Source organism: Tolypothrix bouteillei VB521301 (assembly GCF_000760695.4).
Lineage (GTDB): Bacteria > Cyanobacteriota > Cyanobacteriia > Cyanobacteriales > Nostocaceae > Scytonema > Scytonema bouteillei_A.
Map to the genome: position 1 here is coordinate 6759681 of NZ_JHEG04000001.1, position 14434 is coordinate 6774114.

Consider the following 14434-nt stretch of genomic DNA (forward strand, 5'->3'; position numbering starts at 1 on the left):
TAATTTAGCTGGGTAAGTGAACGCATTACCCACTCTCGTTCCCAGGTTCTATCTGGGAACGCAGTTGGCGAGGCTCAGCCTCGCGATATTAGGAGGCGGAGCCTCCCGAGCAGGCATTCCCAGGCTGAGCCTGGAAACGAGGTGATTCCAATTTTTTAAATGCATCGCCTTTAATAAACTGCTCAATAGAACAATTTTGAAAATTTTTTTTGGAGGCAAGAAAAATGGGTTGGCTTCAACAGAGCCGTAGAATCTTGGTAGCTTCCGTTTTGATTTTAATCTTGACAATTACCACTGCTTGTTCGGGTGGTGCTGTAGCCCAAGTTAATCGCACAAATCATCAGCCTACAGTGAGTCGAGATCTCGCCTATGGTGAATTAGAGCGAGGGAATACTGCAGGCGGAGAAAGTTTTGGTAATTGGGTTGTCCAAGCATCGAAGGGGCTCATTTCAGATGCTTACGTGCGTGACAACAATAAGCTTGGGGTCGTCATTTCCTCTCAAGTTCCTCCCAATGAAGTTCGTTCTTTAGCAAAATCTCTCGTTGAAGGTTTTCATCGGAACTTTCCAAAACAAGATTTAACAGTTCTTGTATTTGCACCAGATAAACAGCGAATTTTGACTGTTCAATACGATGTGCAAACAAATCAAATTCAATATAGCTAATGGCTAATTGCTAATAGCTAATAGTCAAGGATATCTACAATCAACCATTAGCCGTTAGCCATTAGCCATTAGCAATTAATAAGGAGATTTCACAATGACTAGCAGCGAACAATATAGAAGTCAAATCATGAAAGATTTGGCTCAAGGTGATTCTGAATCACTTGATGATACTTCAACCTCTTCAGGAACAGAGTACGAAAATTTTGACGATTTTGCTCAAAGGACAACAACAGACCAGAGACGTCAGTTGTTTGGTCGGTCTTTGCATCCAGACCGAATTCCTACCAATCAAATGGAACCTGAATTGCAAAAGGCAATTTCTCAAATTAAACCTAACGAACGTGATGACGTAGCCCGCGCCTTTTTCAAGCACTTCAAACAAAGAGGGCTAGATGAAAAACATCTGGAACAGCAACTCGGTCTTTCGACTCACCATGCAGGTCGCATGAGTGCTGATGACGTGAGCAAACTAGCATCCTTTGCATATCACAACCATCCCGATGTTTTCCGCGAAGTCCTGGCAGAGCAGCCAGGTATTATGAGATTTTTGAGCAACCCTGTTGTGGGAGCTATTTTGGGGCTGGCTGCAGCTAAATGGTTGGGCGGTCACCACCGTTAAAGGTAGTTTGCTGGGTTATATAAGGTGGGTAATGCCCACCTTTTTTATTATTTATTTAAAGAATAAATTTGGCATTTCTGATGCTTTGAGTAGAGCTTCTTAAGAAACAAAACTTAATTTATCTGGTCTATCACAATCATAAGCTGTTAAATACCAGTAGACTCTGAAGCCTTTATACTAGTAAAAAAAAATACTTTACAGATGATAGTATTAATGCAATAGTGTTGTTAAATTTACAAAAACTTTATATAACCAACAAGTGATATTAGTTGTATAATTTCGCTATTATTAGACTTTTAGTAGTATGCGAGCTCTAGTTAAATAACCGGAGTGATTAATTTTAGATTAAGACAATTGAAAAATATTTGACTTTTTCTAGCGATCGAGTAGTATCAAATTCATTCCACTTAATAAGTATTACTGAAAGCACTGCTAGCACCTTAAAAGCGAAAGCAAGCGGGACACTTCGACCCTCTTATCAGTCTTTTAGTCGTTATTCGTCAAGGGATACAACAGGTTGTTTAATTGCCTGTTGTAGAAGATGCTGTACGCAGTTGTTGTAAGGTGCTAAAAATCTCACTGCCAGGTAAATCTACCATCAACCTTTACCTAAATTTACGGGAGTGAGTTTCAATGAGTCAATTTCAAGTTAGAAAAAAGTTACGCAAGGCTTGTTCTAAGGCGAGATATACTATCTTAGCAACATTTGGCATTGAACAAGACCGTGATAATCAAGGTAGTTCAAAACCAAGCATACGCAAAGCTAGTCTAAAAACATTGACATTGTTGAGTATTGGTACACCACTGAGTCTAGGATTAGTAAGTGCTGCTAATGCGGCTGTTGTTAGTAACGGCACTATACAACTAGGTATTAATCCACAAGGACATATCATTGATTCACCTACTCAAATTGGTATAAATTTCTTACCAACTGGTAACGATGGAATTTCTCCTGGATGTGCTTGTGAAGGCTGGGGTATAGCAGATGCGGTTAGTGGTGTCAGTGGTTACGCCAGCATTGACCTTGGTGGAATCAGTAATATTAATGTAGTGGATTTTATTACTGATGGTATTAGAGCCACTTCTGTTGTGAATGTCGGTAGTACTTTTAAAGTTACGCACGACTATGCACCTGTAGCAGAAACAGCCTTTTTGTATAAAGCTGCTGTTACTATTGAGAACATTGGAACAAAGGCTGTTGGAGATTTGCGCTACCGCCGAGTTATGGATTGGGACATTCAGCCAACTGCTTTTAGCGAATTTTCAACTGTAAAGACAAGCGGTGCAACAAATGTCCTCTTTACTAGTGACAATGGATTCGCTAACCCAAATCCATTAAGTGGACCTAGCCAAATTTTATTTACAGGGGAGGCTGTTGATTCTGGTCCCACAGACCATGGGGCTTTATTTGATTTTGGTTTTGGTGAACTAGCTGCCGGAGCAAGCCGTACATTCAATATCTTCTATGGAGCAGCTCCGAACGAAGCGCAAGCCTTAGCCGCACTAGCAGCCGTTGGTGCGGATCGAGTCTACTCATTAGGGCAAGCAAATGTGCCAGGTGGTGCTAGTACTGGTGAACCAAACACCTTTGCATTCGGCTTCGCAGGAGTAGGCGAGCCTCCCAAAGAGGAAGTTCCCGAGCCTCTAACTATACTGGGTTCGTTGGCAGCTGGTAGTATTGGTGTTGCTTTACGCCGCAAGTACCAGCAGCAAAAAGATAACGCAAAAGCATAAGTTGAAAATCTAATACCAATTCTCTAAATGAAAGCAACACATAATTATTAATCGCCGTTAAGCGTAATTATTAGTCTATTTTCATCTGTTGCCCTATTTTAGCGAATTGGTATAACTGCCAAGCAGTTAGGTTTCTTCTAGTTCCCAGGTTCCACCTGAGAATGGTTTTCGTGAATCTCTACCTCTGATTAATCATTCTCCATCTTTGCTAGGGGATGAGAAAGTTAAAAAATTGCTGCTACATCTAGATGAAAACAATTCCTTTGACCTCAGTTCAACAACTAAAATACCCTCAATTATGGTTACTAGGAATAGGAGCATGTTTAATTATAATTCACTTAACTGTAACTTGGAAAGCGGATAATTCTAATCTGTTAAGTAGCTGTATTTTATACTGGATATCCATATCTTCTCTCATCTGGGACAAACACCATACGTTAAATCTAGAAAGTGGAATTTTTTCTAGTTTTTTTAGTCTAGTATTGATTTGCCTGGTACTTTTAAAAAGTGCAACTTTAACAAGTTTTGGTTTGTTCTTATATTTTACACCTTTAATTATTGCCTTCAGTCTTGCTCTCTTAGCTTCCGGCTTTAAAGGATTAAAGCAATATAAAGGAGAATTAATTGCTTTATTTTTTCTAGGTGCATTCAAAATAGTTCCTTCATCGCTGATTGGTACTCTATCTTCTCTCACCGCCAAGTTTGCAGCTTTCATGCTTTGGTATACAGGTTCTCAAGTTGCTCTCTCTGGAGTCATCATTTATCTCCCTACTGGAAGTGTAGAAGTTTTGTCTGGTTGTTCTGGAATAGAACAAATTTTCCAGATGCTGGGCTTATCATTACTTTTTCTGTTAATGTTTCCTCAAAATGGGAAGCAAAAAATCATTACACCTATAGTAGCTGCCTCCCTTGGATTTATTGTGAATGGGATACGGGTTGTCCTGATGGCTATCCTAGTGGCGAAAAACCAACAAGAAGCATTTAAATACTGGCATGAAGGAGATGGTTCTCTAGTTTTTTACATGATTGCTGTCGTGCTTTTCGGGTTATTTTGCTGGTTTTTAATTGGACGAGGTGAATCAAAAACTCAAAACGCTACAGGGGTGAAACAGTGATTATCTGGAAACAACTCCGCACTCCGCTTTTAGCTCTAACTTTTAGTAGCGTTTTACTAGTTATGGTAAAAGTCATCCTGCTTCCTATACGGAAAAGAAAACACTTACCTCCTTTGTTTTTCCAGAAAAAGTACCCTTACCGCAATGGCAATTGAGCAAAAGTCGCTCTTTTCCAAATTCAAAAAAATCTCATCTTGAACTCAAGGCTCAAAAGTATTATCAATATATTCAAAATAATTTACCTCTAGACATTGAAATGAGTTATGTGACAGAGGGAAATGTCCCTGTGTTTCTTAAGAATTTTACTTCTATCTCATCCTCTGCTGTTTTACGTCAGCAAGAAGGGATAGGGTATTACGGTCTTGGGGTTAACCAGAATCGAGCATACTTGAGTGCTTGTATTAACCCATATGGTAATAGTACCTTTACTGAGGAACAATTTAATCAAAATAGATTTCATTATGAAATGCGACCTCAACATATACTTTCTTGGCTGATAGGTCAGAGACAATTACAACATAAGCGCTGTCTTTGGGCGCATTTATCAATTCCATTAAATAATTCTTCTCCTGAAGCTGCTTACGAAGTTTTAGAGAATGTTTGGTTTTCTTGGTATCAATGGTGGCGACCACGCTTTACTCAAGTGTTATTAGATAAATAAGTATATAAAATGACAAATACATCCTAAATTGAAAAGCTTAAAATATAAGTACTGGTAAGTTATAAAGTCTTCCAATTCTAAATCTCTTAGGTTCCTTAACTGTTGTTTATTTTTCTGTTTCATTTGGCTAGGAAAATGACTAAATCAAATAGTGACAAATCTGTTTCTGCTATTCAAGAATTACAACACTTTGCTTTCAGTCAGCAAGGCTCCATGACTATTTTGAGGATGCTTGGCTACGGTTTATTAGTTTTGGCATTGTTTGATATCATTGAAATACTTATTCCACCCAATTTTCTAAATCCAGGATGGGAATTTCAAACTATAGGTACATTGGTTGAGCGAGTTCCTGTTTCTTTAATTGGATTTGTATTGGTATTTTTTGGAGAGTTGCATTCAAGAACGAAGTTAGAAATTTCTATTCTAAAGACATTATCTTGGCTGACTTTATTGTTGGGAGTAATATTTATCCTATTCATTCCTTTAGGAATCATTAATACTGTTCGTCTCAATAACCAAAGTGTTTCTCAGATTACAACTGCATCCAATCAGCAAATTTCTCGTGCAGAAGATTTAGAAAAACAGCTGAATCAGGTCACGCCTGACCAAATTGACAAATTTCTTAAGATTCAAGGTCGTTCTTTAGATAATAAAAAACCTGAAGAAGTGAAAAAACAATTGTTGTCACAAGTATCTCAAGCCAAGCAACAAATAAAGAATCAAGCACAATCGGTTCAATCTCTTCGAGGTCTAAATTTGATTAAGTCTTCTGCTAAATGGAATCTTGGAGCTTTGGTTGCTGCAGTTTTATTTATCAATATTTGGAAAGGGACTGGTTGGGCGAGGAGGTAAAATCGCGTCTAGGAGGCGGAGGGAGCCTCTTAAGGCATTCCCAGGCAGAGCCTGGGAACGAAATGACTAAAAAATGAGTCATAATTCGTAATGATTGTCTTCAATTACGAATTACGAATTACGAATCATGAATTACGCTGTTGCTAATTGTGGAGTTGGACGCTTGCTGTTGCGGATACCTTCAATAGCTTCAGCATAGTCTTTGGCTTTGAAGACTGCGGAACCAGCCACGATCGCATTTGCTCCTGCTTCTAACACTTGCCAAGTATTATTACCCTTCAGCCCCCCATCCACTTCAATCCAGGGGTTGAGACCGCGTTCATCGCAAATTTGACGCAATTTTTGAATTTTGGGAACTACACCAGGAATAAAGCTTTGACCGCCAAAACCAGGGTTGACGCTCATAATCAATATGAGATCGCAAATATCTAGAACATATTCAATGAGTTCTAATGGTGTCGATGGGTTGAGCACAACACCAGCTTGCTTACCTAATTCTTTAATCTGACCGAGAGTACGGTGTAGGTGTGGTGAAGCGTTGTGTTCGCAATGGACTGAAATGATATCAGCGCCTGCTTTGGCAAAGTCTTCTACATATTTTTCTGGTTCCACAATCATTAAGTGGACATCCAGTGGCTTTTTGGTGACAGGACGAATCGCTTCTACAATCAGAGGACCAATCGTGATATTGGGGACGAAGCGACCGTCCATTACGTCTACGTGAATCCAATCTGCACCTGCTTCGTCTACTGCTCGAATTTCTTCTCCCAGACGGCTAAAATCTGCTGATAGGATGGATGGAGAGATTACAATGGGCTTTGTAGATAGGGTTTGGGTCATGGCTAGTGGGTTTTTAAGCGTCCTCGTCTGTCAACATTGTAACAAAAGTTGAGCATTTGTTAATAATTAGAGGTTAGAGGTTAGTGGTGAGTCTAGCCCCCACGGCGGCTTTCCCGCGCCGTCAGGGACTAGCGAATCCGAAGGGTTAGTGGGACTTCTCAACTAACCACTAACGACCAACAACTAACGACTAACCACTAACCAGCAACTATATATTGATTATGGCAAACAAACACACTTGGATAATTTGGGGTTTTGGTGTCTCTTGTTTGAGTGTACCCGTACTAGCTATTGCCTTGGAAAGTCCTTTTGGAACTAACGGTATTGATGCTTTGAAGTTACACAAACCACCGTATAATTTAACAGGGCGCAAGATAGCGATCGGTCAGGTAGAAATCGGGCGTCCCGGTCAATTTGGCTTAGATAAGGCTGTTTCTAAGAATCGCTCTGTATCTCTTGCAGGCGTATTTTTACGGAATGCATTAGCTAAATCAAATACTGGCGTCGATCCGCATGCTTATAATGTAGCCAGTGTTATGGTAAGCAATAATAAAGCTTTGCCCGGTATTGCTCCACAAGCACGTCTCTATTCCTCAGCGGTGGGGTCTGGTAAAAACTTGGGTCAACCAGAAGAATGCATGTCTGCACAACATATCGCAGGACAAAATGGTGGAGATATCCGCGCAATTAATTTTAGCTTTGGCGAACCACTGAACCGCGATTCTCGTCCATCACCTGTTCTTGATGGTAAAGCTCTCTTAACAATGTGCATTGACTGGTCGAGTCGCGTTCACGATACTCTATATATTATTGCAGGTAATCAAGGCAAGGGAGGAATTCCCATCCCTACAGACAACTATAACGGAATGAATGTGGCTTTTTCATCTCGTCGCGGGGGAATTTTTAATAAAGTTGATGTTTCTAATTTAGCGGCTGTGAGCGAAGGGCTAGCTGTTCGACTTGCAGGAAAAGAAATTAATATAGGTCCGCGTCGCGCGATCGCTTTAGTTGCCCCTGGTAATAATATCACCTTGCTTAACCCAGACGGTAAATTTACTAAAGTAACGGGAACGAGTTTTGCAGCTCCTCAAGTAACAGCAACAGTAGCCTTGTTGCAAGAATTGGGCGATCGACAATTGCGAACAAAACGAACAAATTGGAGTGTAGATTCCCGCCGCCATGAAGTGATGAAAGCTGTACTCATGAACTCTGCGGACAAAATCAAAGACATTGGCAACGGGTTATATTTGGGAATGACGCGGACGCTGATTGATAAGCTCAACAAAGACTGGCTTGACTCTGATGCTTACAAAAACCCCAAAATACCTTTAGATGCTCAGATGGGAACAGGTCATTTAAACGCATTTCGAGCATACCAGCAATTCAGTGTCGGTCAATGGAATCCAACACAACCTGTACCTAGTATTGGATGGGATTATCGTACAGTGAATGCACTATCTTACGTAGATTATACAATAGCGAAACCTTTACAACAGGGCAGTTTTGTTGCTATTACCTTAACTTGGGATAGATTGGTAGAACTTAACGATAAAAATAATAACGGTCAATTTGATGCGGGTGATGATTTTCGCGATCGCGGTTTAAACAATCTCGATCTTTATTTAGTGAAAGCAGATGCACCAGAAGGTATTGAGAGTGCAGCTGTTTGTTCCTCCATCAGTGATGTTGATAGTGTAGAGCATATTTTTTGTCCCGTTCCTGCAACAGGTAACTACAAAATTCGCGTTCAGTCCCGTCAAAAAGTTAACGAAGCCACGCAAGCTTACGCCCTAGCTTGGTGGACTGTAGGTGTGAAGTAGAGGGAACAAGGGGACATGGGGGACATGGTATATTTTTCTCCCTTGTCTACCTTGTCTACCCCTCCCCCTTGTCCTCTATCCCCTATTCCCCCCTGTTGCCAAAACTGTAACCATATAATAAACAAGTCACTTGGGATGGCATAGTCAAAACAAAGTCTCAGGAGATTGTGGAGTCAAATGAAGCAAAATAGCAATGCTCGTGAAAATTTTTTGCAAAGACGTTATGGTGTTCGTCTGGGAAGACGTTATGTTCTGACTGCAGCTAGCGTTGTTCTTATGAGTGTTATAGGATGTTCGCAAATTGGTAATAACACGAGCGCATACGCACAAACGAGTTTACCTCCTTCAGAATCTCCCATGTCAAAACAACCCTCGACTCCCGATCCGAAACTCGTTAATGCTAACACAAAGTTTGGCTTTAAACTATTTTCTCAAGTTTTAAATGAACAGAGCGATCGCAATATTTTTGTTTCTCCCTCAAGTGTATCTATTGCTTTAGCTATGACTTATAACGGAGCAAGTGGAACGACTAGAGAAGCAATGATAAAAGCGCTGGAGTTACAGGAGTTGACTTTACAACAAATCAACTCCTCTAACGCGGCGCTGAAGAAAAGTTTGGAAAATGCAGATCCTGAAGTAAAACTGACGATTGCAAATTCGCTTTGGGCTAATAAAGAAGCGAGCCTTGACCGAGAATTTATCCAAAGAAATCAAGATTTTTATACTGCTAGGATAACCAATTTAAACTTTAAAGACAAAAATGCACCTAGTATTATCAATAGCTGGGTTAACGATAGTACTGAAGGCAAAATTAACAAAATTGTAGAAAGAATCGATCCCGATCGCGTGTTGTTTCTTATTAATGCTATTTATTTTAAAGGTCGTTGGTCGGATAAATTTGATAAAGCTCAAACGAGCGATCGCCCATTTTACCTGACATCGGGTCGGCAAAAACAACATCCTATGATGTCACAAAGAGGTGACTATAGGTATTATGAAAATCAGCAATTTCAGGCTGTCAGTTTACCTTATGGTAAAGATGGTAAAGTGAGCTTTTATATTTTTCTTCCCAAACAGAAATCTAGCTTAAAAAGCTTTTATCAAAATTTGAGTGCAGAAAACTGGGAAAATTGGATGACTCAGTTTAGGAAAAGAGAAGGATTTGTGAGCTTGCCTCGCTTTAAAATGGATTATGATATTACCCTGAATAAAGCCCTAACAGCGTTAGGAATGGGCGAGGCTTTTAGTAATAAAGCTAACTTTTCTGCCATGGGGAAAAATCTTAAAATTAGCGAAGTTAAGCATAAAACATTTGTTGAAGTTAATGAAGAAGGCACTGAGGCTGCTGCTGCTACTTCTGTGGGAATAGTGCCATTATCAGCTAAAGTGCCATCGGAAGAACCGTTCAGTATGATTGTCGATCGCCCCTTCTTCTGTACGATTCGGGATAATCGGACAGGAAGTCTTTTGTTTATGGGTTCAATTGTGGAGCCACTTTCTTAGGATTTATCTCACTGCGATTGCTTTGAGAACCTGTAGGAGGCGATTCTGAGACAATGGGTGCAGCTACCTCTACAGAATGGTTACCTGATGATGTCGTTGTACTGTCATTAGCCGTATTTTGTGGTTGAACGCAGATAGTTTCTGTATCGTCCACTTCTTCGGTACTAGTTGCAGGACGCACTGCACTGAGAGCAGTTTTAATAACGACAGCTGTGGGTACTGCCACAATAACACCCAAAAGTCCTCCAATTCTCGCGCCTGTTAACACAGAAATCAGAACCCAGACGGGATTTAAACCAGTAAAACTACCTAAAATTCTAGGAGCAATTAAGTTTTCTAAAATTTGCTGGACAATCACTGCTGCAATGAGTACCCTAGCGCCCATGGAAAAATCTTGTAGGGCCACAATAAGAGTAGTCAGAGCTATCCCCACAGATCCACCAAAAGGAACTAGAGCCATGATACCAATGGTCAAACCAAACAGCAGACCAAACGGTACTTTTAGCCACAAAAAGGTGGGAATCAGGGCTGACGCCATACAAGTTGACGCAATTAATTGAGTAATAAAGAAATTTTGGAAACTCAGGCGGACTGTTTCGGAAAAAGCGTTACGAAATCTCGTAGGTAGCCAGTCTACTAAACTCTGCCACAACTCATCCCCGTGCTGCAAAAGATAGAAGGTCAAAACCATTGTTAAGAGAAAGTCAAGCAAGCTAGTCACTGTTATGACAGCCAGATTTAAAACTTGTCCGGAAATCGCCTGCAATTGTCCCTTGACCCGATCGTTAATTTGTACGACCAAAGCATCAAGGTTAATCGGTAAGCCAAGGCTTTCCGCTTTCTCATTTAACATCATCAACTGCGATCGCCCCGAATCAATCAATTCTGGTATGCGAGCCACCAGTTGCTGGGCTTGAGTTAAAGCCAGTGGGATGAGAGTCACCCCCAAAGCTAATAAAACCGATAAGGCGAGTAAAAACACTAAAACAGCGACTTGTTCTCGCCTAGCGCCGTGACGCTCCATCCAGCTTACGGGATAGTTGAGCAGAAACGCTAGCACTGACGCACCGACTAAAATGACAATCAGAGAGTGAAAGTAATGAAAAATTGCTGAAACTGCCCAACCATTGAGCACGAGTAGTGGAGCGAACAAAGCGATAGCGCTAATTCGCGATATCGGTGAGAGTGTTTGCCACCAGTCGAAGAGCTTGCGTGTCTGCATCTGCCGATTGCGGGATACAACTAAATAATATTATTCTTTTAAGCTTATTATCTCTGACTATACTCCCGCGATCATCCCCCTAACTTAGGATTACACTTAGCATCTTCTCCACCCGTCATTAAGGATATAGGTATTACGGCCTTTTCCTTAAAAAACAAAAATTTGCGATTCTTGGGTGTGGAATGAGGAATTGAGTGCCGACATAGGGAAGAATATTGTCAGTACCTAATACGCAATACCCAATACCCAATACCCGCTCTCAAAGTTTTATGCTCGACCCCCAAACCCCAACCGCCAATCCCCAATCCCCACAGCTACTTCTGTATTTAATTCCAGTCATTGGTTTTTTCCCGTCTCTATGGACTCTCTACCGTCATCAAGGAACTCGGGAACAACTTGCAGTCAGTCGTCTGTCTATAACTTTGGCGTTTACCTGGCTTCTGGGATACTTTTTGTTAACAACGGTTGCGGAAAGTTCAGATTTTTTTGCACTGCGTCTACTGATTCTCAATAGCTTTCTTACCTCTGGATACTTTTTAGTGAGTACTTGGTTGATTGTTCGTGTAGTTAAAGGCAAGTCTCACCGTCTATCTGGATTTAGTGAATTTGCCGAACGATGGTTGGGAAAATACTTGTCTTAAGAACCATAATGAAAAACGTTTTTCGGTGTTTTCACTTAATTTTCGTATTCTTTGACATTTTCTTCAAATCAGCTCTAGGCAATTCAAGTTTTCTATTGCCATACTTCAATAAAACATCTCCGGATTTACTGAAAAGTAGGAGAATTACTGCAATAAGTGTTTTGGTTAACACTCAAGTGGTAAAGTTACCGCTAATAATCAAAAAGAGTTAGTTATTATAAGTCGATTTAGCTGTTTTTTAGAAGACAGCGTATTTTTCACTTTTTATCAGTAAGTGTGAGGAAGTCAGTGACCATTCAAAGAACTTCGGCGCAAGGAAACCACTCAGCACCCCGCCCCGAGCCAAGCGATCGCAATACTCAAAGCCATAAATCCGGGCGCTGGTTGTGGTTTTGGGTTGGAATGAGTGGTATTGCAATGGTGTCAGCAACAGCTGGGGCGTTGTTAGCGGTTTCTTTAACAAGTACGCCTTTAATGCAAACCAACCTCAGCCCAGATGAAGCAGCAGTGTTTGATGCAGATCGCATCTCAGGGAGTGGGCTGCGGTTTTCAGAATTAACCCGCCCTGTCAACATATTGATCATGGGAATGAGCGTACTCCCGCAAGATATTCAGAATCCTCCGAGTGAAAGCCTCAAGCTGCGATATCATCCCCAAGTTAATTCTTTTGATGGGCTAGCTGATGTCATGCTCTTGATCCGATTCGATCCAGAGAAGAAAAAATTAGTCATGCTTTCCATTCCTAGAGATACCCGTACAAAAATAGAAGGACATAGTGCTAGGAAAATCAACGCCACAAATGTTCTTGGTGGACCAGCATTAACTGCCAAAACTGTTAGTAATGTATTGGATGGAGTCGGAATCGATCGCTATATCCGAATTAATGTTTTGGGAGTTGCTAAGTTAATTGATGCCTTGGGTGGAGTCACGGTTTACGTTCCCAAGGATATGAAGTACAAGGATGAATCTCAACACTTATTTATCAATTTAAAAGCAGGAAAACAGCATCTCAATGGTGACCAAGCATTACAACTTTTGCGCTTTCGTCATGACGAAAATGGGGATATTGGTCGCATTCAACGGCAGCAAATGGTAATGAGAGCTTTAATGGATCAATCCCTGACTCCAGCTACTGTCGCGCAATTACCTAAAATTCTGAACGTAGTTAAAGACAATATTGATACTAATTTAACAGTTGAGGAGTTATTAGCACTAGTCGGTTATGGAGTGAGAACAAACCGCTCCAATATGCAAATGATGATGCTACCCGGTCGGTTCAGTCAACTAGGGGAGTTTGAAGCCAGCTACTGGGTACCAGATAAAAAGCGTATCAGTGCTATGATGGCTCAACACTTTGAAGTTAAATCGGAGTTGATTCCTCTGACTAGCGAGCCTAGCTCATTGCGTGTTGCGGTTCAAGACAGTACGGGTAGTCAAAATACCAATCTTCGACCTTTAATTAAGGCACTGCAAAATGCAGGTTACAATAACGTTTACATAGCTAAAAGTTGGGGCGAACCATTGGAAGTGACTCACATTGTCGCCCAACAAGGTGATGGTAACAGTGCTGAATCGATTCGCAATTCTTTAGGATTTGGGGAAGTTCGTGTAGAAAGTACGGGTAACCTCGGTTCTGATATTAGTATTCAAGTGGGGAAAGATTGGGTGGAAAAAATACGCAATTTAGAAAACCCTGTTGCACCTTAATTGTGTGGGTAAGGCAGAGGGCAGATGGCAGATGGCAGATGGCAGCTATGAGAGAAAAGTAAAAGGTAACTCTTTGCCATAAGATCTAAAACCCTTGAATTTATTTATTCTTTAATTTCCTTCTGCATAGCTAGCTAGCTGCCTTCTTAGAGCTTTGCTGCTAACTCCCAAATCCAATCTTGTAAGATTGGATTGACCACTTCAGGAGCTTCGTCTTGCGGACAATGCCCAACCCCTTCTAACGGAATAAACTTTTGGACTTGTGGGTAATTAGCCAATTCTCTACCCAATTCTATGGGTTCCCAAGGGTCGGCTGCTCCCCATAGAATAATTGCAGGGCATGGGAGTTGAGGTAATAGGTCTTCCGGTAAGGGTCCGGTAGAATATGCAGTGAAGGCAAGGAATACTGCGACTGCACCGGGGTCTTGTGCGGGAGCCATTAAAATATCTACGAGTTCTTCTGTCACTACCTCAGAATTAGCATAGGCTTTGAGGAGAATTTGCCGTACTGTTTTTGGTTTGGCAATTTGGTTGAAAAAGAAGTTTCCTATTGGTTGAATCGAGAGTATTTGTTGGAGTAGGGGTGCTCCAAAGCGACGATACCAGGGTAAAGCCATGCGTTTGCGATCGTGTAACAGTCGCAGGGAACAATTGAGCAAAGCAACTCCCAAAACTATTTCTGGATTATCCACTGCTGTTTGCATCACAACAATACAACCAACAGAGTTCCCAACTAAAAATGCTGGTTCGCCCACAACTTCATGGCAAAAATCCGCAATTTGCTGTCCCCAGGTTTCAAAAGTATAAGAAATTTTTTCGCCCGGTTTTGGTTTTGCAGAACTCCCAAAACCAATTAAATCAATCGCAAACACACGGCAATGTTCTGCCAATATAGGTATATTTTTTCGCCAGTGCCACCATGATGCGCCAAAGCCATGTACTAAAACAACAGCAGGTCCGGAGGTTCCCTGGGTTTGATAACAAATGGGAAATCCTTGCCATATCCAAGTTTTTGTTGATGTCAATGCTGAGGTAGAAGCAGAGGAGGTCATGGG

At 41.1% G+C, this 14434-nt stretch carries 13 protein-coding genes; 10 read left to right on the forward strand and 3 right to left on the reverse strand.

Annotated elements, in window-relative coordinates; all coding sequences use genetic code 11:
- The first annotated feature begins 224 nt into the window (after positions 1-224).
- The 6 genes from HC643_RS27440 (at position 225) to hpsJ-A (ending at position 5646) form a co-directional block, all read left to right on the forward strand.
- Positions 225-665 (forward strand): hypothetical protein, encoded by a 441-nt coding sequence (locus tag HC643_RS27440; protein WP_038082561.1) that lies wholly within the window; start codon positions 225-227, stop codon positions 663-665.
- 94 nt (positions 666-759) lie between these two features.
- The gene (locus HC643_RS27445) at positions 760-1284 is read left to right on the forward strand and encodes a hypothetical protein (RefSeq protein ID WP_038082562.1); all 525 of its coding nucleotides are present in this window, start codon (positions 760-762) and stop codon (positions 1282-1284) included.
- Between the two features lie 633 nt (positions 1285-1917).
- Positions 1918-3018: a PEP-CTERM sorting domain-containing protein gene (locus tag HC643_RS41605; RefSeq protein WP_050046804.1), complete on the forward strand. Its 1101-nt coding sequence runs from the start codon at positions 1918-1920 to the stop codon at positions 3016-3018.
- Between the two features lie 248 nt (positions 3019-3266).
- Positions 3267-4133 (forward strand): cyanoexosortase A, encoded by an 867-nt coding sequence (crtA, locus tag HC643_RS27455; protein ID WP_038082563.1) that lies wholly within the window; start codon positions 3267-3269, stop codon positions 4131-4133.
- Between the two features lie 151 nt (positions 4134-4284).
- Entirely contained in the window at positions 4285-4794 is a 510-nt protein-coding gene (locus HC643_RS27460) for a cyanoexosortase A system-associated protein (RefSeq protein ID WP_336604386.1), read from the forward strand.
- A gap of 135 nt (positions 4795-4929) precedes the next feature.
- Positions 4930-5646, forward strand: coding sequence for an HpsJ-like protein, cyanoexosortase A-associated (gene hpsJ-A, locus HC643_RS27465; RefSeq protein ID WP_038082565.1), 717 nt, complete (start codon positions 4930-4932; stop codon positions 5644-5646).
- Positions 5647-5778: 132 nt separating this feature from the next.
- On the opposite strand, the gene rpe is transcribed toward hpsJ-A, so the two are convergent.
- The gene (gene rpe / locus HC643_RS27470; protein WP_038082566.1) at positions 5779-6486 is read right to left on the reverse strand and encodes a ribulose-phosphate 3-epimerase; all 708 of its coding nucleotides are present in this window, start codon (positions 6484-6486) and stop codon (positions 5779-5781) included.
- A 221-nt stretch (positions 6487-6707) separates the two neighbouring features.
- Here rpe and HC643_RS27475 point away from each other — a divergent pair, with 221 nt between their 5' ends.
- Together HC643_RS27475 and HC643_RS27480 are read left to right on the forward strand one after the other, a co-directional pair.
- Entirely contained in the window at positions 6708-8306 is a 1599-nt protein-coding gene (locus HC643_RS27475) for a S8 family serine peptidase (protein WP_038082567.1), read from the forward strand.
- Between the two features lie 177 nt (positions 8307-8483).
- The gene (locus tag HC643_RS27480; protein ID WP_038082568.1) at positions 8484-9809 is read left to right on the forward strand and encodes a serpin family protein; all 1326 of its coding nucleotides are present in this window, start codon (positions 8484-8486) and stop codon (positions 9807-9809) included.
- On the opposite strand, the gene HC643_RS27485 is transcribed toward HC643_RS27480, so the two are convergent.
- Positions 9778-11031 carry an AI-2E family transporter gene (locus tag HC643_RS27485; protein WP_038082569.1) on the reverse strand — a complete coding sequence of 418 codons (1254 nt, stop codon included), beginning with the start codon at positions 11029-11031 and terminating at the stop codon, positions 9778-9780. The two genes, HC643_RS27480 and HC643_RS27485, sit on opposite strands and share 32 nt — an antisense overlap.
- Before the next feature lie 269 nt (positions 11032-11300).
- Between HC643_RS27485 and HC643_RS27490 the strand changes: the two genes are divergently transcribed.
- Complete coding sequence (locus HC643_RS27490) at positions 11301-11672, forward strand: hypothetical protein (RefSeq protein ID WP_038082570.1); 372 nt, start codon at positions 11301-11303, stop codon at positions 11670-11672.
- Positions 11673-11960: 288 nt separating this feature from the next.
- Entirely contained in the window at positions 11961-13379 is a 1419-nt protein-coding gene (locus HC643_RS27495) for an LCP family protein (RefSeq protein ID WP_038082571.1), read from the forward strand.
- Between the two features lie 146 nt (positions 13380-13525).
- Here HC643_RS27495 and HC643_RS27500 read toward each other — a convergent pair whose 3' ends face one another.
- The gene (locus HC643_RS27500; protein WP_038082572.1) at positions 13526-14431 is read right to left on the reverse strand and encodes an alpha/beta fold hydrolase; all 906 of its coding nucleotides are present in this window, start codon (positions 14429-14431) and stop codon (positions 13526-13528) included.
- Positions 14432-14434 lie beyond the last annotated feature (3 nt).